This is a genomic window from Devosia sp. A369 (assembly GCF_054489345.1).
In genome coordinates, this window is sequence record NZ_JBTMWV010000001.1 from 100,130 (window position 1) to 122,607 (window position 22,478).

The 22,478-nt window shown below is 62.8% G+C and carries 18 protein-coding genes and 1 tRNA gene; 5 read left to right on the forward strand and 14 right to left on the reverse strand.

The window, feature by feature from the left end:
- Positions 1-42 precede the first annotated feature (42 nt).
- From ACX3OZ_RS00500 to ACX3OZ_RS00510, 3 genes are all read right to left on the reverse strand, one after another.
- Positions 43-1,515 carry an NAD(P)H-hydrate epimerase gene (locus tag ACX3OZ_RS00500; RefSeq protein WP_459095376.1) on the reverse strand — a complete coding sequence of 491 codons (1,473 nt, stop codon included), beginning with the start codon at positions 1,513-1,515 and terminating at the stop codon, positions 43-45.
- Between the two features lie 83 nt (positions 1,516-1,598).
- Entirely contained in the window at positions 1,599-2,978 is a 1,380-nt protein-coding gene (tig, locus tag ACX3OZ_RS00505) for a trigger factor (protein WP_459103626.1), read from the reverse strand.
- 46 nt (positions 2,979-3,024) lie between these two features.
- Positions 3,025-3,109 (reverse strand) — tRNA-Leu (locus ACX3OZ_RS00510).
- A gap of 350 nt (positions 3,110-3,459) precedes the next feature.
- On the opposite strand from ACX3OZ_RS00510, the gene ACX3OZ_RS00515 reads away from it, so the two are divergent.
- Positions 3,460-3,798 (forward strand): P-II family nitrogen regulator, encoded by a 339-nt coding sequence (locus ACX3OZ_RS00515; RefSeq protein WP_459095374.1) that lies wholly within the window; start codon positions 3,460-3,462, stop codon positions 3,796-3,798.
- Positions 3,799-3,863: 65 nt separating this feature from the next.
- Complete coding sequence (gene glnA / locus ACX3OZ_RS00520) at positions 3,864-5,273, forward strand: type I glutamate--ammonia ligase (protein ID WP_459103627.1); 1,410 nt, start codon at positions 3,864-3,866, stop codon at positions 5,271-5,273.
- A 49-nt stretch (positions 5,274-5,322) separates the two neighbouring features.
- Here glnA and ACX3OZ_RS00525 read toward each other — a convergent pair whose 3' ends face one another.
- The 4 genes from ACX3OZ_RS00525 to ACX3OZ_RS00540 form a co-directional block, all read right to left on the reverse strand.
- Complete coding sequence (locus ACX3OZ_RS00525) at positions 5,323-6,009, reverse strand: PilZ domain-containing protein (RefSeq protein WP_459095372.1); 687 nt, start codon at positions 6,007-6,009, stop codon at positions 5,323-5,325.
- 123 nt (positions 6,010-6,132) lie between these two features.
- The gene (locus ACX3OZ_RS00530) at positions 6,133-6,777 is read right to left on the reverse strand and encodes a PilZ domain-containing protein (RefSeq protein ID WP_459103628.1); all 645 of its coding nucleotides are present in this window, start codon (positions 6,775-6,777) and stop codon (positions 6,133-6,135) included.
- 173 nt (positions 6,778-6,950) lie between these two features.
- Positions 6,951-8,471: an ABC-F family ATP-binding cassette domain-containing protein gene (locus ACX3OZ_RS00535; RefSeq protein ID WP_459103629.1), complete on the reverse strand. Its 1,521-nt coding sequence runs from the start codon at positions 8,469-8,471 to the stop codon at positions 6,951-6,953.
- Positions 8,472-9,221: 750 nt separating this feature from the next.
- Positions 9,222-9,545, reverse strand: coding sequence for a hypothetical protein (locus tag ACX3OZ_RS00540; protein ID WP_459095369.1), 324 nt, complete (start codon positions 9,543-9,545; stop codon positions 9,222-9,224).
- A gap of 188 nt (positions 9,546-9,733) precedes the next feature.
- On the opposite strand from ACX3OZ_RS00540, the gene parE reads away from it, so the two are divergent.
- The 3 genes from parE (at position 9,734) to ACX3OZ_RS00555 (ending at position 15,007) form a co-directional block, all read left to right on the forward strand.
- Complete coding sequence (gene parE / locus ACX3OZ_RS00545; RefSeq protein WP_459095368.1) at positions 9,734-11,755, forward strand: DNA topoisomerase IV subunit B; 2,022 nt, start codon at positions 9,734-9,736, stop codon at positions 11,753-11,755.
- Positions 11,756-12,197: 442 nt separating this feature from the next.
- A complete protein-coding gene (locus tag ACX3OZ_RS00550; protein ID WP_459103630.1) occupies positions 12,198-13,784 on the forward strand; it encodes a DEAD/DEAH box helicase in 1,587 nt (528 codons plus the stop codon).
- Between the two features lie 149 nt (positions 13,785-13,933).
- Positions 13,934-15,007, forward strand: coding sequence for a GGDEF domain-containing protein (locus ACX3OZ_RS00555; protein ID WP_459095366.1), 1,074 nt, complete (start codon positions 13,934-13,936; stop codon positions 15,005-15,007).
- A 165-nt stretch (positions 15,008-15,172) separates the two neighbouring features.
- Here ACX3OZ_RS00555 and ACX3OZ_RS00560 read toward each other — a convergent pair whose 3' ends face one another.
- The 7 genes from ACX3OZ_RS00560 to sufB all read right to left on the reverse strand — a co-directional run bounded on the left by ACX3OZ_RS00560 (position 15,173) and on the right by sufB (position 22,465).
- Positions 15,173-16,435 (reverse strand): 3-phosphoshikimate 1-carboxyvinyltransferase, encoded by a 1,263-nt coding sequence (locus tag ACX3OZ_RS00560; RefSeq protein ID WP_459103631.1) that lies wholly within the window; start codon positions 16,433-16,435, stop codon positions 15,173-15,175.
- A 175-nt stretch (positions 16,436-16,610) separates the two neighbouring features.
- The gene (locus tag ACX3OZ_RS00565) at positions 16,611-16,976 is read right to left on the reverse strand and encodes a HesB/IscA family protein (protein ID WP_459095481.1); all 366 of its coding nucleotides are present in this window, start codon (positions 16,974-16,976) and stop codon (positions 16,611-16,613) included.
- 68 nt (positions 16,977-17,044) lie between these two features.
- Positions 17,045-17,389, reverse strand: coding sequence for an SUF system Fe-S cluster assembly protein (locus ACX3OZ_RS00570; protein ID WP_459095480.1), 345 nt, complete (start codon positions 17,387-17,389; stop codon positions 17,045-17,047).
- A 50-nt stretch (positions 17,390-17,439) separates the two neighbouring features.
- The gene (locus ACX3OZ_RS00575; RefSeq protein ID WP_459103632.1) at positions 17,440-18,660 is read right to left on the reverse strand and encodes a cysteine desulfurase; all 1,221 of its coding nucleotides are present in this window, start codon (positions 18,658-18,660) and stop codon (positions 17,440-17,442) included.
- A gap of 219 nt (positions 18,661-18,879) precedes the next feature.
- On the reverse strand, positions 18,880-20,091 hold the full coding sequence (sufD, locus tag ACX3OZ_RS00580; protein WP_459095363.1) for a Fe-S cluster assembly protein SufD: 1,212 nt from the start codon (positions 20,089-20,091) through the stop codon (positions 18,880-18,882).
- A 3-nt stretch (positions 20,092-20,094) separates the two neighbouring features.
- Positions 20,095-20,844, reverse strand: coding sequence for a Fe-S cluster assembly ATPase SufC (gene sufC, locus ACX3OZ_RS00585; protein WP_459103828.1), 750 nt, complete (start codon positions 20,842-20,844; stop codon positions 20,095-20,097).
- Between the two features lie 118 nt (positions 20,845-20,962).
- Entirely contained in the window at positions 20,963-22,465 is a 1,503-nt protein-coding gene (gene sufB / locus ACX3OZ_RS00590; RefSeq protein ID WP_459095362.1) for a Fe-S cluster assembly protein SufB, read from the reverse strand.
- Positions 22,466-22,478 lie beyond the last annotated feature (13 nt).

Below are 22,478 nucleotides of genomic sequence, written 5' to 3' on the forward strand. Positions count from 1 at the left end.
ACCACCACGCATCACCCTCGGGCTTGAGCGCCCCCGAGGCCCTTACAAACTCGCCAGCACCCCCGGCACCAGCAGCGGCAAATCCTCGCTGACGAGGCCCGGGCCACCAAACCGGTTAGCGGCTTCCGCGTGCAGCCAGACGCCGGCGCAGGCGGCGGACCAGCCCGACATGCCCTGCCCCATCAGTCCGGCGATCATGCCGGCTAGCACGTCGCCGGAGCCGGCGGTGCCGAGCCATGCCGGCGCATTGGCGTTGATGGCGGCGCGGCCATCGGGGCTGGCAATCACCGTGTCGCTGCCCTTGAGCACGATAATGGCGCCGGAATGGGCAGCGGCGGCGCGGGCCTTTTCCAGCTTTCCGCCGGGAACGTCGCCGAACAGGCGCTGGAATTCGCCCTCATGCGGGGTCATTACCACCGGAGCGGCGCTGGCCTTGATGTCGGCAAACAGGGTGGCGGAATCGTCAGCGAAGCTGGTCAGCGCGTCGGCATCGAGCATGGTGGCGGCGCCGGAGGCCAAAACGGCCAGCACATTGTTGCGGGTGGCCTCGCCAACGCCGCCGGCCGGACCGATGACCACAGCGTTGATGCGCTTGTCGGACAGCAATTCCGTCAGCGCCGGGGCGTCAGCGGCGGGCTTGAGCATGATGGCGGTGACATGGGCCGCATGGACCATCAGCGCCGCCTCTGAGCCCGCCAGCGACACCAGCCCGCAACCGACGCGGAAAGCAGCCATGGCGGCCAGGCGCGCCGCGCCGGTGTTCAGCGGGCCACCGGAGACGACAAGGCAGTGGCCGCGATGGAACTTGTTGCCGGCATTACTGGGCACCGGCAGGGCCCACAGATTGGGCGTGTTCTGCCAGGCGGTAGCAGCAATCGGCTCCAGCACGGCTTCGGGGATGCCGATTTCGGCCAGCACCACCTCGCCGCAGCGGTCACGACCCGGCTGCAGCAGATGGCCCGGCTTGAGTCGGAAGAAGGTGACGGTCATATCGGCGATGATGGCGGTGCCGCGCACGGCGCCGGTGGCGCCATCAATGCCGCTGGGCACGTCGATGCTGACCACCGGGCGCGCGCTGGCATTGACTGCCTCGATCATGGTGGCGAGTTCGCCATCCACATCGCGGTCGAGCCCGGCCCCGAGCAGCGCGTCGATCACCAGATCGGCGCTTTCAAGATCGCTGGGGCTTGGCGCCTCGATGCGACCGCTCCACTGCTCGGCCATGGCCGCTGCATCGCCCTTGAGCGCTTCGCGGGGGCCAAGCAGGCGCAATTGTACCGGCCAGCCCTTCTGCTTGAGCAGGCGCGCCACCACGAAGCCATCGCCGCCATTGTTGCCGGACCCGCATAGCACCAGCACCGAGCGCTGATAATAATGCTCGGTGATCGCCTCGGCGACGGCCTTGCCGGCGGCCTCCATCAGCTTGAGCGACTTGACGCCGCCCTGCACGGCCAGACGGTCGGCCTCGCTCATCTGGCGGGGCGTAAGCAGGATATCGGCGGGGGCGGTGGTCATGGGGACACTCTCAACAGGCTCAGGCAGCACAAAACAAAAAGCCGCCCATTTCTGGGCGGCTTCAAATTCAGCGGCAGAACACCTTAGTGGTGGTGCTCTTCGGGGACGTCGTCCTCGTCGGCCTGGATCAGCTTGGCGAGTTCTTCGCGGCTCATCTTGGCTTCGGTGATCTCGCCCTTTTCGGCGACAAAATCGACGACCTTGTTCTCGAACACCGGAGCGCGGAGGCCAGCGAGGGCCTGCGTGTTCTTGCGGTAGTAGTCGTAAACCTGCTGTTCCTGGCCGGGGAAGCGACGGACTTCGGCGATCAGCGCCTGCTGGTGCTCTTCGTCGGTCACGTTCACGTCGTTCTGGTTGCCGATCTCGGCGACCACCAGACCCAGGCGCACGCGGCGCTCGGCGATCTTGCGGTACTGCTCGCGAGCGGCTTCCTCGGTGGTGCCTTCATCTTCGAAGGACCGGCCATGGCTCTGCACTTCGTGCTCGACGCGTTGCCAGATGGTGGCGAATTCGGCTTCGACCAGTTGGGCCGGAACGTCAAACTTGTGACCATCATCAAGCGCATCGAGAATCTGGCGCTTCATGTGCTGGCGGCTCATGGAGGCGAGAGCGGCTTCCATCTGGGTCTTGACCGCATCGCGCATGGCAGCGAGGTTTTCGACGCCGAGACGCTTGGCGAACTCGTCATCCAGCTCGCCGGCATTCGGGCCGTCGACATGCAGGATGGTGACTTCAAACTGGGCCTTTTTGCCGGCCAGTTCTTCGCTCTGGTAATCCTTGGGGAAGGTGACGTCGATCTCGCGCGTCTCGCCCTTCTTCATGCCAACGAGCTGCTCTTCGAAGCCCGGGATGAATTCACCCGCACCAACGGTGAGGTGAGCGTGATCGGAGGTACCGCCATCGAAGGGCTTGCCCTTGATCTTGCCGACAAACGACAGGCCGAGACGGTCGCCGGTCTCGACGACGCCTTCGTCACCCTTGTCGGTGTAGCCACGGTTCTGGGCGAACACGCGGTTCACTTCGGCGGTGATCTCTTCTTCGGTGATCTCGATCACCGGCTTGGTCAGCTTGACGCCTTCAAGCTTCATCAACTCGACCGGCGGCAGAACTTCATATTCGACTTCAAACGCCAGGTCGGCCTTGCCGTCCAGCACGTCATTGATGACGGTCTGATCTTCGGGCAGGTCAACCTTGGGCTGGGCGGCAGCGCGCTCCTTGCGCTCGTCCAGCGTCGAGGACACGGACGAGTTGATCGCGTCGGTCATCACTTCGGACATGGCCGAACGACCAAACTGCTTACGGATGTAAGACAGCGGCACCTTACCAGGACGGAAGCCCTTGATGTTGGCCTGGCCCTTAAGCTCTTCGAGCTTGGCGTCGAGACGCGTGTTGAGGTCGGTGGCCGGAATGGTGACGCTCAGCTTGCGCTTCAGGCCTTCATTGAGGGTTTCGGTAACCTGCATTCGGTTTATGTCCCGTCTTCATTGATCGTAGGGCCTAGTCCCTATTTGGTGCGGGCGAGAGGGGTCGAACCTCCACGCCTTGCGGCGCTGGAACCTAAATCCAGTGCGTCTGCCAGTTCCGCCACGCCCGCTAAAGGACCCGTTGGCCGGGTTGGGGTTGCATCTATATGAAGACGGAAAGCCAGTCAAAGCCTAGAGTGCCGATTTGCCGGGAATGCGCATCTGCAATGGCAGATCGGCTCCAAGTCGCTCCGGTGACGCATTTTTACCACCGCTGCCGCGACCCTGCTGGCACCTGCCCAAACTTTGTGCATACTGCCACTGTTTTGATCGAGAAGACTTTTGTCGCTCCCGCTAGCGCGGCGAGATTGCGGCGCTAAGCCATTCTACGATCAAGCATTTTTTGTTGGCCAGCAACGTGGCACGCCCCGTGCATACGGGTTGGCGGTATCCGCCGTAAGCGGCACGTGGAGGCTCAAAAATGAAAAAAATCGAGGCTATCGTAAAGCCGTTCAAGCTCGACGAGGTCAAGGAAGCGCTGCAGGAGGTTGGCCTGCAGGGCATTACCGTGACCGAAGCCAAGGGTTTTGGCCGCCAAAAGGGCCATACTGAACTCTATCGCGGCGCCGAATATGTCGTGGACTTCCTGCCCAAGGTGAAGGTGGAAGTCGTCTGTTCCGACGAATTGGTCGACAAAGCCATCGAAGCGATCCGCAATGCCGCGCAAACCGGTCGCATCGGTGACGGCAAGATTTTCGTCTATTCGATCGAACAGGCCATCCGTATCCGCACCGGCGAATTCGGCGACGACGCGCTCTAGGGCCCTCCACCCGCGCGGCTCGCCGTCAATCAACAACAGACAGATTTAGACAGGGGAATACCTAAATGACCACCGGAGCTGATCTCCTCAAGCGCATCAAAGACGAGAACATCAAGTATCTCGACCTGCGCTTTACCGACCCGCGCGGCAAGCTGCAGCACGTCACGCTCGACGTTTCCATCGTCGACGAAGACCTGTTCGAAGAAGGCACGATGTTTGACGGCTCCTCGATTGGCGGCTGGAAGGCCATCAACGAGTCCGACATGGTGCTGATGCCCGATCCGACATCGGCCTATATGGACCCGTTCTTCAGCGCCTCGACCATGGTGGTGAACTGCGACATTCTCGAGCCCCTCACCTACCAGCCCTATAGCCGCGATCCGCGCACCACCGCCAAGAAGGCCGAAGCCTATCTGCGCAGCACCGGTATCGGCGACACCATCGTGTTCGGCGCCGAACCCGAATTCTTCCTGTTCGACGACGTCAAATACTCCAACACCCCGTTCAAGGTCGGCTTCGAGGTCGACCATCCCGAACTGCCGTCCAACAACGACACCGCCTATGAATCCGGCAATAACGGCCACCATATCGGCCTGAAGAAGGGCTATTTCCCGGTGCCGCCGCTGGATAGCGCCCAGGACATCCGTGGCGAAATGCTGGCGGCGATGGCCGAAATGGGCGTGGTCGTGGAAAAGCACCACCACGAAGTGGCCTCGGCCCAGCATGAACTCGGCATCAAGTTCGCGCCGATGATCAAGGCTGCCGACGACGTACAGATCTATAAGTATGTCATCCATCAGGTCGCCAACGCCTATGGCAAGACCGCGACCTTCATGCCCAAGCCGATCTTCGGCGATAACGGCTCCGGCATGCATTGCCACCAGTCGATCTGGAAGGACGGCAAGCCGCTGTTCGCCGGCGACCAGTATGCCGGCCTCAGCATGGAAGCGCTGTATTACATTGGCGGCATCATCAAGCACGCCAAAGCGATCAACGCCTTCTCCAACCCGACCACCAATAGCTACAAGCGTCTGGTGCCCGGCTTTGAAGCCCCGGTGCTGCTGGCCTATTCGGCCCGCAACCGCTCGGCTTCGTGCCGCATTCCCTTCGGCCAGTCGCCGAAGTCCAAGCGCATCGAAATCCGCTTCCCCGATCCGCTGGCCAACCCCTATCTGTCGTTTGCCGCCATGCTGATGGCCGGCCTCGACGGCATCAAGGACAAGATCCACCCCGGCGATCCAATGGACAAGGATCTGTACGAGCTGCCGCGCCAGGAGCTGATGCAGATCCCTCACGTCTGCGGCTCGCTGCGCGAAGCACTGGATGCCTTGGACAAGGACCGCGAGTTCCTGCTCACCGGGGGCGTGTTCGATAACGACCAGATCAGCAGCTATATCGAGCTGAAGATGGGCGAAGTCATCAAGTTCGAGCAGACCCCGCATCCGGTCGAATACGAAATGTACTATTCGGCCTAAGCCCGATTGGTAGAAATGCGAAGGGCCCCGCGAGGGGCCCTTTTTCTTGCTAGTCGTAACCGTAGCCTTCGTCACTATCGCCGGGCTCGGAGGTGTCGATGTGGACCGGTGTCAGCACCGCCACCGCCTTGCGCCATTCCTCGGGCGCTTCGAGCATGAATTCGATCTCGTCGGCCGGCTGCGGCGTATCGAAATGGACGGCAAAGCCGACCTCGAACGGCCGCACCACGCTGGCCGCGACATGACCAACGGTAACCCGCGCGCCGATCTGGGGATCTGTATCCGCCGAAATCGCAGCGCCGGAGGCGGAATAATCGACGACGAGGCACGGCAGCACCGTGCCGTCTTCCAGAATGAGCACCGAGCGCGGCTCGGCCGGCATCAGGCGCTCCTCGCCACGCTTCTCGGCGATGCCAGACCAGGGCTTGTGGCGAAACGCCTCGATGCGCTCGGCCAGCGCATCATGATCGGAAGCGGCGAGCGTCACCGCGAAACCATCGGCGACCAGCCGCGACACGCGCCCCTGCAAAGTGCCGAACGGGGCAAAGCTGGCCGTCACCATGGCGCCGACCGGACCGATCACCGGCGCGGCAATCACGAAGTCCGTGGTCGAGATGGCGCGCAGGCGGCAGGCGAACACATTGACGCCGGGATGGCTGGGTTGATCATCGAGCACATAGCGGCCCGCTACGGTGCTGATATTGGTGACACTGCTTACGGCTTCCAGCTCAGGCATGACGCAATTCCAATCATCGCATGTGGCGCAGACCCTAGCGGGCGGCCCTAAAAACCCCGTTCACCGACTGACAGCAGATTTCCCGATGTCAGTAAGCAAAACTTCATCCTGCTAGGTGGGTGATCAGGTCGGTGGCGCCATCAGGACTTCGAGCTGATCCAGCTCCTGCAACTGGATAAACCGCAGCGCAAACCCCACATCGAGATAGCGCACCACCCGGCCCACCAGCTTGCCGATGGCCATCGGCGTGCCCAGGCCCGGCCAGATTTCGGCCGAAACGGCAACGCCGGACTGGGAGATATCGATGACGAAACACGGCAGCTGCGAGCCGTCGCCCAGGGTGAGCGTGGTACGGGGGTCGCGCGGCGGGATGCGCTTATGCTCGCGTTTGTCGGGGACCTGCTCGATGGCGCGCTTCTTCTGCCAGACGATCTTGCCGCCCAGCCGGTTCCGCTCGGCATCGCTGAGAATGAGGTCCATGACGAAGCCTGAGGGCAGCTTGCGGCTGATGCGGCCGCGCAAAATGCCGAAATCGTCGAAATGCGCCGTAATCGACTCGCCCTCGGCGCCGACCACCGGCGCGACCACCACCGACAGCCGCGTCGAGACCGAGCATAGCCGGCAGGCATAGACAGGGATTTTGCCATTCTCCCCAACGCGACGCTCTGACAGCGTATAGCGCCCGGCCACGGCGCCGATGAACCGGACGTCATGCCAGGCGAAATGAGATGGCGACGGCAAGCCGCCATTGTCGTCGCTGCGAAACATGGTCCCTCATCCATTTGTTCCCAACCGGAACGAAACCTATGAGGCAGGTCTTAAGGACTTCTCCCGATTTAACGGCGAGTTTTGTGCATCACGGAACAAGAAAGCGGGTTTCTGCTGCATGGTTAGCAAGGCGCTAGCGGAGCGGCAAACGGCGCTCGCCAGCGCCGCGCCGGTCACCCCGCTTCGCTGGCCATGGCGGCGAAATGTGCTTCAGGACCATCGACTTCCTTGAGGCGGCGGTTCTCGATCAGGAAGAAGCGACTACCCAGGCCCCGGACAAAACTGCGGTCATGCGAGACCAAGATCGCGCTGGCAGCATGCTGGTGGATTTCTTGCTCCAAACGCTCCTGGCCGGGAATGTCGACATGGTTGGTCGGCTCGTCCAGCAGGTAGAAGTTTGGCTCCTGCAACCGGATCGCCAGCAGCCCCAATCTGGTGCGTTGGCCGAAGGAGAGTTCGGCGATCGGCCGCTCCTGTTTTTCCACCGGGAAGCCGGCCGCGGCGAGCAGGCTCTTGCTGCGCTGGTCGCCCTGATCGAAGCGGCTGGTGATGTAGCCGAGCGGCGATTCCCGTGTCAGCAGGAAACTCATGGCCTGATCGACATAGCCGGGGACGATTTGCGGGCTGACGCGAATGCCCGGCGTGGCGGTCCCGGTCATGGCGTGGTGGATGAGGCCGATGAATTGCGATTTGCCGGTGCCGTTGCGGCCGAGGATGACCAGCCGGTCGCCCTGGAACACATGCAGCTTGTCGATGCGGAATAATTTGTCGCCGACCGGGCTGGTGACATCGACATTTTCGATGGCCAGCATGACCCGGGCCTGGGCGCCGCTATTGCCGAGCTTGATCTCGCCGCTGCGCTCCTGATGCAGCGCCAACACGGCGTTTTCGATTTTTGCGGCACGCTCGCGCAGATATTTCGATTTCACCACCAGCAGGTCACTGCCGGAGTTGATGCCGACATTGGTCAGCTTGGCAGCCTGCTTGCGCAGCCGGCTGACCTCCTTGAGGTCTTTTTCGCGTTTGGCCTCGGCGGCTTCGTCCAGTTCAGCCAGCGCCAGGCGGGCTTTGCTGTAGGGCAAGGCGAAGTAGTGACTGGCGTCGGGGCGCAGGAACAGGGTGCGGTTAGTGGTGGCGTCGAGAAATTGCCGGTCATGGCTGGCGATGACCACCGGCATATTGCGGGCCGCCTGATTGAGCCAGTTTTCCAGCTGGAACAGCTTGCCCAGATCGAGATGATTGGTCGGCTCGTCGAGCAGCAGCGCATCGGGTTGCAGCACCCAGCAGCGGGCAATCAGGGCGATGCGCTGCCAGCCGCCGCTCAACTCGGCCAGCTTCCGGTTGCGCATCTCGGCCGGGGTTTCGAACTCATCGAGCACCACATCGACGCGCCAGCTGTCGCTGTCGCGCTCGCTGGGCGGCAGCGCCTGCAGCACCGCGTCATAGAGTGTCAGGCCCATGCTGGCGGCGGGCATGTCCTGCTCGACATAGCCGACGGTGAGGCCGCGCGAGCGCACGATATCGCCAGCGGTCAGTTCGCCCTGCCCGGCCATGGAGCGCAGCAAGGTGGTCTTGCCCCGGCCATTGCCGGCAACGAGCCCGACGCGGTCGCCATCGCCGATGACGAAATTGAGGTTGGAAAACAGGGTTTCGAGAGCCACGAGGCCGGCGTTGCGGAGGCTGATGGAGCCCATGATGTTGTCTCACTGGTGCAGGCGGCTCGCAGGGCGAGCGCCAATGCCGTCAGAAGGCGGTCAATGACCGCCACGAAGGGCAAACCAGATGGAAAGACAGCAAAGACGTCCGTACCGACCGGTCAGCCCTGCAGCTGGTGCCACAGGGCGAAAACAGGGCGAAAACAGGGCCACGGGTGTGGTGCGGATATAGCAGTGTCAACGCGCCCTCCCCGGTTGTCGATTGGCGTGCTTCACCAATAACAACGCGGTCGGCAAAAATCAATCAACTGATCAGACGAGATAGAACAGCGCCGCCATCAACGCGACGACCCCGGAACGCGGGGCGGTGAGCTTGGCCAGCCGGTACACAAAACCAGATCCGGCATGCGGCCAAACACCGAAGACAATCGAGCCGGCGGGGACCGGATACGCAGAACTAGGATCCCGATCGGCTCGCATACGGCAACTCCAGACAAAAGACCGTATGACTGTGGTTTTAGCAGCGCGGCTTTAAGAAAGTGCTTTCAAGAAGCAAACGGAACGTAAACCGGGCGCCCGATCTTGGGACGGAATTGTCCGGAGATGGGAGAGAGGGGCAAGAACGGGTGGCGAGAAGCAGCATCTTGCTACGATGACGCCCCACCCTCCGCGTCACCCCGGCGAAAGCCGGGGCCCATCCCGAGATAGTGCCGATGAATGGATCTCAGGATGGGTCCCGGCTCAGGGCCGGGATGACATCGAGTTGGTTAGCAAATTGGTGCCCTCCCCTTACCGCGCGGGGCGCAGCTCGCTGCGGTCTTCGATGCGGCCGGTGCAGTAATTGAAGTCGAGCAGATAGACCCAGTCGCCGCGGGTGGCGCGGACCTGGACGTGCTTGTCGGTCATGACGTTCAGGTAGATATTGCTGTAGCCGCGCGCGGCGACGGCCTGGCGCACCTGATAATCACTCATGCAGGTGATGAGCTCGGGAAAGAAATCGGATTCCTCATCGCCGAAGAAGAAGCCGAAACCAACCGACTGCGCCTGGGCCGGCGCGGCGATACCAGCGCCCAGCAGCAGCGCAGTCAGTGCGATAGCGATAAATCTGGTCATGGCGGGCCTCGATGTCCTGATGCGATCGCCCAGATTAGCGCATGCGCTTGAACCGCAGCGCAATCGCTTGTTCATCTGGCGTTCAGTTTGTGGACAAAGCGCGGCGCGGCAACGGGTTCCAGCGCTGGCCTGTGGTTGAGATATGCTAGAAGGCGAAAACGCCTGATTCGGGCACTAATGGAAGATGCATGTCGCAAGCAGAAGATCTTTTCGGTGGCGGGGAAGAAGCCGAGCGCCCGCGCCTCAAGCTTGACCCCACTACGCCAGCGGCCAAGTCGCCGTCGGCGCCGGGAGGCTATACGGCTGCCGATATCGAGGTGCTGGAGGGGCTTGAACCGGTCCGCCGGCGCCCCGGCATGTATATTGGCGGCACCGACGCCAACGCGCTGCACCATCTGTTCGCCGAAGTCATCGACAACTCGATGGACGAGGCCATTGCTGGCCACGCCAACCGCATCGAGGTGCATTTCGGCGCCGATGGCTATGTCACCGTATCGGATAACGGGCGCGGCATGCCCGTCGAGCCGCATCCGAAATTCCCGGAGATGTCGACCCTCGAACTGGTGATGACCAAGCTGCATGCCGGCGGCAAGTTTGACTCCAAGGCCTATGAGACCTCCGGGGGCCTGCATGGCGTCGGCGTGTCGGTGGTCAATGCGCTGAGCGACGATCTGGTGGTAGAAGTCGCCCGCGACCAGACGCTGTATCGCCAGACCTATTCACGCGGTATTCCCCAGACCAAGGTGGAAGTCGTTGGTCGGGTCAATAACCGGCGCGGCACCACGACGCGTTTCCATCCCGATCCGCAGATTTTCGGCGATCTGGCCCATTTCTCGGCCGCACGGCTGTTCCGCATGACGCGGGCCAAGGCCTATCTGTTCGCCGGCGTGGAGCTGCGCTGGAGCTGTGACGAGAGCCTGGTGACCGAGGACGCCCCTGCCAAGGCGGTGTTCCACTATCCCAACGGGCTCAAGGACTTCATGACGGCGCGCATCGAAGGCGAAGCGCGCATCGTCGACGAGCTGTTTTCCGGCAATCTCGGCAAGCCGGGCACCCATGGCGCCGTGGAATGGGCGATTGCCTGGACGCTGGGCGATGGCGGGGTGCAATCCTATTGCAACACCGTGCCGACGCCCGATGGCGGCACCCATGAGTCGGGCCTGCGCTCGGCGCTGCTGCGCGGCCTCAAGAATTATGCCGAGCTGACCAAGAACAAGAACGCCGCCATCCTCACCGCCGAGGACGTGTTCGCCCATTGCAGCGTCATGCTCAGCGTGTTCATCCGCGAGCCGGAATTTGTCGGCCAGACCAAGGACAAGCTGGCCTCGGGCGAAGCCACGCGCATCGTCGACAATGCGCTGCGCGATGCCTTCGACCACTGGCTCGCCGCCTCGCCCAACCAGGCCGGCAAGCTGATGGACTGGGCCGTCGAGCGGGCCGAGGAGCGGCTGCGCCGCCGCAAGGAAAAGGACATCGATCGGGCCAGCGCCACGCGCAAGCTCCGCCTGCCCGGCAAGCTGGCCGACTGCACGCAGACGGCGGCGCAAGGCGCGGAGCTGTTCATCGTCGAGGGTGACTCGGCTGGTGGCAGCGCCAAGCAGGCCCGCAGCCGCGCCAGCCAGGCCGTGCTGCCGCTGCGCGGCAAGATCCTCAACGTCGCCGGCGCCAGCCGCGAAAAACTCGCCGCCAGCCAGATCATCCAGGACATCATCCAGGCCGTCGGCTGTGGCACCCGCGATCGCTATCGCGATGAGGATCTGCGCTACGACAAGATCATCCTGATGACCGACGCCGACGTCGACGGCGCCCATATTGCCGCCTTGCTGATGACCTTCTTCTTTCAGGAAATGCCCAAGCTGATCGACGGCGGCCATCTGTTCCTCGCTTTGCCGCCGCTCTATCGCATCAGCCAGGGCGGCAAGACGCTCTATGCCCGCGACGACGCGCATAAGGACGAATTGATGGCCACCGAGTTCACCGGCCGGGGCAAGGTCGATGTGACCCGCTTCAAGGGCCTGGGCGAAATGCCGTTCGCGCATCTGCGCGAGACCACCATGTCGCCGAAATCGCGCACGCTGTTGCAGGTCAAGGTGCGGGACGATCTCGATGCCACCAGGATCAGCGTCGACCGCCTGATGGGCACCAAGCCCGAGGCGCGGTTTGATTTCATCCAGGAAAATGCGCAGTTTGTGACTGATCTGGACGTTTAGGCTTTCTGACCTCTCCCTTTGGGGGAGAGGTCGACCCGTTTGGGTCGGGTGGGGCCTTTCCGCGCCTCGATGCGTAGGGAAGGCCCCCTCACCCGTCGGCTGCGCCGCCGACCTCTCCCCCAAAGGGAGAGGTGAAGTTGCCTCAATTAACGACATCAATTGCAAAACCGTTGACAGGCAAGGGCTTTGCGCTATGGTCCGCGCCGCTGGAGCAGTTTTTGGCTGGGCGGCTTGTCTATGCGACAACACCCGCATTTGTTGAAATTGCCTCAGGGCCACTCCGTCGCTTATTGCACTTGCTGCAGCCGTCCGGTGGCCACCCAGTGGTAGACGCGTTCGCGTATGTTAAAGTACCCGCCCACCACTGAAGACCCCGGCGCGCCGTCCGAATGTCTCGGACTGGACCTGGCCCCGGGCCACATTTTGAGTGGAATTACCCAACTTGACTGAAGATTTTTCCGGCCTTGGCCTGTCCACAAAAGTAACCGACGCCGTCACCGCCGCCGGCTACAGCAAGCCGACCGAAATCCAGGCGCAGGCGATCCCCCATGTTCTTCAAAAGAAGGACATCATCGGCATCGCCCAGACCGGCACCGGCAAGACGGCGAGCTTCGTGCTGCCGATGCTGACGCTGCTGGAAAATGGCCGCGCCCGCGCCCGCATGCCGCGCACCCTCATTCTCGAACCGACGCGCGAACTCGCGGCGCAGGTCAGCGAGAATTTCGAGAAATACGGCAAGAATCACCGCATCTCGATGGCCTTGATCATCGGTGGCGTCTCGTTTGAAGATCAGAACAAGAAGCTCGACCGTGGTGTCGACGTTTTGATTGCCACGCCGGGCCGGTTGCTCGATCAAATCGATCGCGGCAAGATCATGCTCAATGGCGTCGAAATCCTCGTCATCGACGAGGCCGACCGCATGCTCGACATGGGCTTCATCGACGATATCGAGAAGATCTGCTCGCGCCTGCCGCCCCGGCGCCAGACCATGCTGTTCTCGGCGACGATGGATTCCCAGATCGAGAAGCTGACCAAGCGCTTCCTCAAGGATCCGGTGCATGTGCAGGTTTCCCGCGCCGCATCGACCGCCGATACCATTGACCAGAAGCTGATCAAGGTGTCGTCCAAGCCCGAAGACAAGCGCGCCGCCTTGCGTGACGCATTGCGCGCCGCCGATGGGCTGACCAACGCCATCATCTTCTGCAACCGCAAGCGCGACGTGGCGACCCTCGCCCGCTCGCTGGAGCGCCACGGCTTTTCCGCCGGTGGCCTGCATGGCGACATGGACCAGAAGAGCCGGACCGAGACGCTCGACGCGTTCAAGAACAACCGGCTGACCCTGCTGGTCGCCAGCGACGTGGCAGCACGCGGGCTCGATATCCCCGCCGTGAGCCATGTGTTCAATTTCGACGTGCCCGTGCATGCCGAAGACTATGTGCATCGCATTGGCCGCACCGGCCGCGCCGGTCGCCTTGGCGCCGCCTACACGCTGGTCGCTCCCGCCGACGGCAAATATCTTGAGGCCATCCTGAAGTTGACGCAGAAGCCCATCGAATATCTCGAAGCCGCCGGCAAGGCGACCGCCAAGGCCGCCGCAGCGGCGCCGACCACCGACGAAACTGGCGAAGAGCGCCCCGCGCGCCCTGCCCGCTCGCGTCGTGGTGGCCCCCGCACCCGCGTCGAGGCCGAAGCCAAGCGGCCGGCCGAAAAGCCTGCTGCCGAGGCCAAGCCCGTTGCCGCTGCAGCCGTGGTTGCAGCACCGGCGCCAGCGGCACCGGCGGAAAAGCCCCGCCCCGACCGTTCGCGGCCCAAGCCGGCGCCAGTGGCAGCCGAGCCCACTGCTCCGGCAGAGGCGCATAGCGAGCCCGCCAAGACCGAACGCAGCAACCAGCGCCCCTCGCGTGGGCGTGACCGGCAGCGTCCCGAGTCCGAGAAGGGTGATTCGAATGCTTCGGAAAGCAGCTCGCCTTTTGGCAATGACGGTCCGGTTCCGGCGTTTTTGCTTCGCCCCACCCGGCTGGTAAGTTGATTACAGACGATTTCTTTGTGTAAGCCGCGCCAATATTGCGGTTGTATGGTTGTGTTCATCGGCGAGGGGGTTCTACCTATTGCCGATGACCCGACACTGCGGGGTTTTTAAGCAGGGACGGTTCAGCGCAACCATGCGCGAGGGAAGCTGTGTCCGAACAGGAATTCAAACGTGCGCTTGGATACGCCAATTCGGCGCTAGACCTGCTGAAGCGGAGCGAAATTCCTCCCTACCCCCAATTTTATGAACTGCTCTATACCTATGCGACCGGCGTCAACCCGACGCTGAACCAGCGCATCAACGCCATCTTCCGCGATGGCGACACGCCTTCCGCCAATCTGGCCGAGACGCTGTACAACGAATTTCTCAAATCCGACGTCAATGACCGCATGACCAATGTCTCGGAGCGCATGCATGCGCGCATCGAGGCGGTGCATGAGGCCATCGACAGCGCCATGACCACGGCCAACGCCTATTCCGGCTCGCTGCAGACGGCCAGCGGCGACCTCGAGCGCTCGATCACCGCCCCGGCGATGAAGGCGCTGGCCGACCGCCTGCTCAGCGAGACCCGGCGCATGCAGGAAACCAACCAGGTGCTGGAGCAAAAGCTCGAGGCCTCGCGCGACGATATTGCCTCGCTGCAGCGCGACCTCGATGACGTGCGGCGAGAATCCATGCTCGATCCGCTGACCAAGATCGCCAACCGCAAGAGCTTTGACGACGGGCTCGAGGCCGCTATCGGGGAAGCCGGGCTGAACAACACCCCGCTTTGCCTGATGATCATCGACATCGACCACTTCAAGAGCTTCAACGACACCTATGGCCACCAGACCGGCGATCAGGTGTTGCGGCTGGTGGCGATGACGCTGAAATCCAATATCAAGGGCCAGGATCTGGCGGCCCGTTATGGCGGCGAGGAATTTGTCGCCATCCTGCCCTCGACCGATATCGAGGGCGCGGTGATCGTGGCAGAAAATATTCGCCGGGCGATCCAGGCCAAGCAATTGCTCAAGCGCTCCACCAACGAGAAACTGGGCCGCATCACGGCGTCATTCGGGGTCGCCGCCTATCAGTCGGGCGACACGCCGGGCGCGCTGATCGAACGCGCCGACCGCTGTCTCTATGCCGCCAAGCATGCTGGCCGCAATCGGGTCATCAGCGAGACGGCACTGGCCAGCATGCTGGCAGAGGCCGCCCTGCTGCAGCCGGAGACGGCGGCTTAGGCGGCAGATTGCTGAGAGATCGTCCCCCTCACCCTAGCCCTCTCCCCAGAGGGGCGAGGGGACATATCGAGTATGGGCGAGATTTGTGTTCACCACCGGCCAAATCCCCTCGCCCCTTCGGGGAGAGGGTTAGGGTGAGGGGACGATGCCCGTCACGCGCGAGACCTATTCCGTCGCTTGCAGTTCCACGCCCAGACCGGTCAGCATCTCCCAATAGTCCGGGTAGGTCTTGCCGGTACAGGCTGGGTCGAGGATGGTGATGCCGGACAGCCGCAGGCCGGCCAGGGCGAAGCTCATGGCGATGCGGTGGTCGTGATAGGTTTCGATGCGCGCGGCGCGACCGACCAGGTTCGGGTCGGCGGCGACGATCAGATCGTCGCCCTCTTCGGTGCCGAGACCGGGCAGGATGCGGTTGAGTTCATTGGCGACGGCGCGGACGCGGTCGGTTTCCTTGACCCGCAGATTGGCAATGCCGACGAAGCGCACCGGATGATTGTTGAAGGCGGCCAATACGGCCAGCGTCGGCACCGCGTCCTGCATCTGCGAGCCGTCGATGACAGCAGGCATATTGGGGAATTGCGCGATAACGGCCTGTGCAGCGGCGTCGGGCTGGGTGAAGGCATCTGCGCTCACCCCAAGGTCGATCTGGCCGCCAGTGAGCGCCGCAGCGCCCCACAGATAGGTTGCAGCCGAGGCGTCGGGCTCGATCAGCAGGTCGGCGGCGGTGTAACCGGTCGGCTGCACCAGCCAGGTGCCGGCATCGCGCTGTTCGACAGTGGCGCCAAAGCTGCGCATCGCCGCCAGCGTCAGGTCGACATAGCCGCGCGCACCGATATCGGTGCCGGTCAGGGCTATCTCGATGGGACCGTCGCCGAGCGGCGCGGCCATCAGCAGGGCGGAAACATATTGGCTGGAGAGGCCCGCATCGATCTCGACCCGGCCCTGACCAAAACTGCCCTTGCCGCGAATGGTCACCGGCGGGCAACCACTCGGGCTGGTGGCGTCGATGCCGAGCGACTGCAATGCGGTGACCAACGGGCCAATGGGGCGCAGGCGCATTTCATCGTCGCCATCGACAATCACCTCGCCATCGACCGTGGCGACGGCGACGGTGAGGAAGCGGGTGGCGGTGCCGGCATTGCCGAGAAACAGCGGCGCCGCGGGGCGCTGCAACCGGCCGGTGCTGGTGACGACAAAGCTGGTGGCGTCGGGCTCATCGATGATGACGCCCATCTGCCGCAGGGCGGCGGCCATCAGCACGGTATCCTTGCTCTTGAGCGCCCCGGTCAGCCGGCTGGTGCCGTTGGCCAAGGCCGCGAGCAGCAACGCGCGATTGGTAATGGACTTCGAGCCCGGCGGCGAAACGCGGCCGACAAGCGGACGGTTGGGCGGGACGATGGTGAAGGCGGGGGGGAGAGAGCTGGCCATGGAGGCGTGTTAGGATATTGGCGCGGGGGATGCAATTCCATCGTGCCACCCACTCAATGTCATCCCCGCGAAAGCGGGGACCCATCTTGAGATCTCAGGATGGGCCCCGGGTCGAGCCCGGGGTGACACCGTGGGTGTGGCGGGGTCGGATGACACCACGCCAGCGCAGGTGGACTCAGGCCTCTGCCCGGGCCTCGGCGATGGCCTTCAGGTCGGCGGGCTTGAGCTGGACGCTTTCGCCGCAGCCGCATTCGCCGGTCTGGTTGGGGTTCTTGAAGGTGAAGCCGGCGCTCATCTTGGATTCTTCGAAATCCATCACCGTGCCGAGCAGGAACATCGTCGCCTTGGGGTCGATCCAGACATGGACATTCTTGTCGGTGACATGATCGTCGCCGGCCACCGGCTCGGCGACGTAGTTCATGGTGTAGGCAACGCCCGCGCAGCCCGAATTCTTGATGCCGACGCGCAGGCCGATCACCGGCGTGTCGGAATCTTCGATGATCTCGGTGATGCGCTCGGCAGCGGCATCGGTCAGCGACATGATCTTGAAGGCCACGGGGTCAAACTTTCTATCGGCGTTTCACGATATATAGGGTGAAACGCAGCAAATTACCACCAGTTCAACGCGACTTGAGCTTCTTCGCTCATGCGGGTGGCGTCCCACGGGGGATCGAACACCATGTTGACGGTGACATCCTGAATGCCTTCGACGGCGCGGGCGGCATTCTCCACCCAGCCGGGCATTTCGCCGGCCACCGGGCAACCCGGCGCGGTCAGCGTCATGTCGATCACCAGATTGCGGTCATCATCGAGGTCGACCTTGTAGATCAGGCCCAGCTCATAGATATCGACTGGGATTTCCGGGTCATAGACAGTCTTGAGCGCGCCGATCAGATCGGCGGTGATGCGCTCGACTTCGGCTTCAGGCAGGCCGCCGCCAGTCGAGGTGGTCATGCGATTTTCGGCTGGTGCGCTCTGGGATTCGTCGGTCATCTTGTCCTCTTTCACGCAAAAAATTTCTGGGCGCGTTCGATGCCGTCCACCAGCGCATCAACGTCGTCCTTGCCGTTATATAGGGCGAAGGAGGCGCGGCAGGTAGAGGTGACACCGAAACGCTTGAGCAGCGGCATGGCGCAATGCGTGCCGGCGCGCACGGCAATGCCGTAGCGATCCAGAATGGTGGAAATGTCATGGGCATGGGCGCCGGCGATCTCGAAGGAGAAAATCCCGCCCTTGCCCGGCGCCGAGCCGATCAGGCGCAGCGAATTGATCCGGCTCAGGCGCTCCTGCGCATAAGCGGTGACTTCGGCCTCGTGCGCGGCGATGGCGTCGTGGCCGAGGCTGTCCATATAGGCCAACGCCGCGCCCAGCCCGATGGCCTGGACGATGGGCGGCGTGCCGGCCTCGAAGCGATGCGGCGGCTCGTTATAGGTGACGGCTTCCATGGTGACGGTGTCGATCATCTCGCCACCGCCCTGATAGGGCTGCATCTCGGCCAGCAGGTCGTATTTGCCATAGAGCACGCCGACGCCGGTCGGGCCGTAGAGCTTGTGGCCGGTCATGATGTAGAAATCGGCGTCGAGCGCCTGCACGTCGACGCTTTCATGCACCGCGCCCTGGCTGCCGTCGATCAGCACCGAAATGCCGCGGGCATGGGCGATCTCGATCACCTGCTTGATCGGCACCACGGTGCCCAGCACGTTGGACATATGGGTAACCGCAACCATACGGGTGCGGTCGGTCAGCGCGGCGGCGAAGGCGTCGATATCAAAGCTGCCATCGTCGCGCACATCGACCCACTTGATGACGGCACCCTTGCGCTCGCGGTGGAAATGCCACGGCACGATATTGGAGTGGTGCTCCATGATCGTGGTGACGATTTCGTCGCCTTCGCTGATGCGCGGCCCGGCAAAGGACTGCGCAACCAGATTGATCGCCTCGGTGGCTGAGCGGGTAAAGATGATCTCTTCGGGGCGGCCGGCATTGAGGAATTTGCGCACCGCTTCGCGGCCGCCCTCATAGGCTTCGGTCGCGCGATTGGCGAGGGTATGCAGGCCCCTGTGGACGTTGGCATATTCGTGGCGGAAGGCATAATCCATCCGGTCGAGCACCTGCACCGGCTTTTGCGCCGACGCGCCGCTATCGAGATAGACCAGCCGATGGCCGTTGATGACCTCGGAGAGGATCGGAAAATCGGCGCGGACGGTTTCGAGATCAAAGGTCATGAAGAGTTCCGTGGGCGGGACACCCCCACCCTTGGTCCCTCCCCACAAGGGGGAGGGAGACGATGTGGCGCTACCTGCGTCACACTAAACCATCGGTTCCTGTGCATCCCTCCCCCTTGTGGGGAGGGAATGAGGGTGGGGGTGGTTGGCCCCCTGATATCGGGCTCTCGCCCCCCTCCTAACCTCCCCCTGGCGGGGAGGGTCAGTTCAGTGGTCGGCTTACTTGCCGCTCAGCAGCCAGCCATCGACGATGGCGGTCAGGGCTTCGTGCAGCGCTTCGTTTTCGACCGGATCGAGCACTTCCTCGATGAAGCCGCGCACCAGCATGGTTTCGGCTTCGCTGCGCGGAATGCCGCGGCTCATCAGGTAGAACATGCTGTCTTCGTCGAGCTTGCCGCAGGTCGAGCCGTGGCCGCAGACGACGTCGTCAGCATAGATTTCCAGCTCGGGCTTCGAGAGGATTTCCGCTTCGTCCGACAGCATCAGACCCTGATGCATGAACTTGGCATCGGTCTTCTGCGCATCGCGGGCCACGATCAGCTTGCCCTGCACCACCGACTTGGAGCGACCGCGCGTCACCGACTTGAACAGCGGCTGCGACGAGGTGTGCGGCACCGCATGCAGGGTTTCCATGGTGATGTCGGCATGCTGGCCGTCGCTCACCAGGTTCATCCCGGTGATGTCGGCATGCGCCCCCGGCCCCGCCATGCGCGGGAACAGATGGGTGCGGCTCACTGCCGAGCCGACCTGGATGATCACCGTGCGCAGCTTGGCACCATCGGCGAGCTGATACTCGTTGGTGGCAAAATGCGTCGTCGCCATCGGCGACAGGTTCACGGTGATGTGGGTCAGCGTGGCATTTTTGCCCAGCGCCAGATAGCTGGCGTGGTTGCCGACATGCGCCGCGTCCGAGCCCGAGAAGGTTTCGAGCACGACGGCAGAGGCGTCGTCGGCCACGAAGACTTTCAGCGAGTCGGTGACGTGGGCGGCTTCGCCCTCGGTGCGACGGTCGATCTGGATCACCGGATCAACGGTGCCTTCGAGGGTCAACGTCAGGCTTTCCTTGGCAAAAGCCTGGTGCAGATGCACCAGCGTATCGTCGCGGGTGGTCAGCACGCTGCCTTCGGTCTTGCCGACGATGACGCCGGCAGGCGCGGTGGAGGCAGCCTGGACGATGCCATTGGCGATCATCAGTTGATAGGCGCCGGGAACGCGCAGCGCCGGAGCGCTGGCTGCATTGGCGGCCTGGGCCAGAGGCGGGATCGCCTTCAGCAGGGTCTTGAGGTCGGTATAGTGATAGCTCTCGACGCGACGCGTCGGCAGGCCGGCAACGGTGATCCGTTCGGCAACTGCGTCGGCGCCCACGCTCTTGAGCTGGTCGATCAGGGTAGTTTCAGCGGCTCCGAGCCGGACGGGCATGGTCTGGCGCATGGGTCAGGCCGCCGCGCCGTCAAAGTCGGCATAGCCCTTGGCTTCGAGCTGAAGCGCCAGGTCCTTGCCGCCGCTTTCGACGATCTTGCCGTCGGAGAACACATGCACCACGTCGGGCACGATGTAGTTCAGCAGGCGCTGATAGTGGGTGATGATCAACATCGACCGACCGGCGTCGCGCAGAGAGTTGACGCCCTTGGAAACCACCTGCAGCGCGTCGATGTCGAGCCCGGAATCGGTCTCGTCGAGGATGCACATCTTGGGCTGGAGCAGCGCCATCTGCAGCACTTCGGCACGCTTCTTCTCGCCGCCGGAGAAACCGACATTGAGCGGGCGCTTGAGCATATCGGTGTCGATATTGAGATCGGTACCGGCCTGCTTGACCGCACGCATGAAGTCAGGGGTCGTCATTTCGCCCTCGCCACGCGCCTTGCGCTGGGCGTTCATCGCTGCCTTGAGGAAGGTCATGGTGGCGACGCCGGGGATTTCGATCGGGTACTGGAAGGCCAGGAACAGACCGGCCGAAGCGCGTTCGAAGGGCTCCATTGCCAGCAGGTCCTGACCGTCGAGCAGCACTTCGCCCTCGGTGATCTCATAGTCTTCCTTGCCGGCCAGCACATAGCTCAGCGTCGACTTGCCCGAGCCATTACGGCCCATCACGGCATGCACTTCGCCGGCGGGAATGACGAGGTTGACGCCCTTGAGGATTTCGCGGTCCTCGATGCGGGCATGCAGATTGCGGATTTCCAGGATTGGGGTGGTCATACAAAGCTCCAAATATCGTATCGGCTGCCATTCCGGCGCCAGGTTCAGTGGAAGGCCCCCTCACCCGTAAAGGGCGAGGTGAGGAGGGCTTCAAGGATTGGCAGCCTTAGCCGACGCTGCCTTCGAGGCTGATGGCGATCAGCTTCTGGGATTCGACCATGAACTCCATCGGCAGATGCTGCAGCACATCGCGGACGAAGCCGTTGACGATCAGCGCCACGGCTTCCTCTTCATTGAGGCCGCGCTGCTGGCAGTAGAACATCTGGTCGTCGGAGATCTTCGACGTGGTGGCCTCATGCTCGAACACCGCGGTGCCATTGCGGCTCTCGATGTAGGGAATGGTGTGGGCACCACACTTGTCGCCGATCAGCAGGCTGTCGCACTGGGTGAAGTTACGGGCATTGGTGGCCTTGGCGTGGGCCGAGACCTGACCGCGATAGGTATTGTCCGAGAAGCCGGCAGCAATACCCTTGGCGATGATGCGGCTGGACGTGTTCTTGCCCAGATGGATCATCTTGGTGCCGCTATCGACCTGCTGATAGCCATTGGAAATGGCGATCGAGTAGAATTCGCCGCGCGAGTGGTCGCCACGCAGGATGCAGCTCGGATACTTCCAGGTGATCGCCGAACCGGTTTCCACCTGGGTCCAGCTAATCTTGGAGTGGTCGCCACGGCAATCGCCACGCTTGGTGACGAAGTTGTAGATGCCGCCCTTGCCGTCCTTGTCGCCCGGATACCAGTTCTGGACGGTGGAATACTTGATCTCGGCATTTTCGAGCGCGACCAGTTCCACCACTGCGGCGTGCAGCTGGTTTTCGTCGCGCATCGGGGCGGTGCAGCCCTCGAGATAGCTCACATAGGAGTCAGCTTCGGCGATGATCAGCGTGCGCTCGAACTGGCCGGTATTGCGCTCATTGATGCGGAAATAGGTCGACAGCTCCATCGGGCAGCGAACGCCCTTGGGGATGTAGACAAAAGAGCCGTCAGTGAAGACCGCCGAATTCAGCGTCGCGTAATAGTTGTCCGTCACCGGCACGACCGAAGCGAGATACTTCTGCACCAGCTCGGGATATTCGCGGATGGCTTCCGAGATCGAGCAGAAGATGATGCCGACCTTGGCCAATTCCTCGCGGAACGTGGTCACAACGGAGACGGAGTCCATCACCGCGTCGATGGCGATCTTGGGCCGCTCGACGCCGGCCAGAATTTCCTGCTCCTGCAGCGGAATGCCGAGCTTTTCATACATGCGCAGGATTTCGGGATCGACGTCCTCGAGGCTGGTCGGCCCCGGCGTCGATTTCGGCGCGGCGTAGTAATACATGTCCTGCAGGTCGAGCTGCGGGTAATGCACCTTGGCCCAGGTGGGCTCGGTCATGGTCAGGAAACGCCGATAGGCTTCCAGGCGCCACTCGAGCATCCACTGCGGCTCATTCTTCTTGGCCGAGATGAACCGGACAATGTCCTCACTCAGGCCCTTCGGGGCCATGTCGCTCTCGATGTCGGTCTCGAAACCGTACTTGTACTTGTCGACATCAAGCGCCAGCACCGAGTCGACGGTCTCGCGATCAATTTCTTCCTTGAGCGTGGGGATATCGGCGTAGTCCGCCATGTTGGCTTCTCCT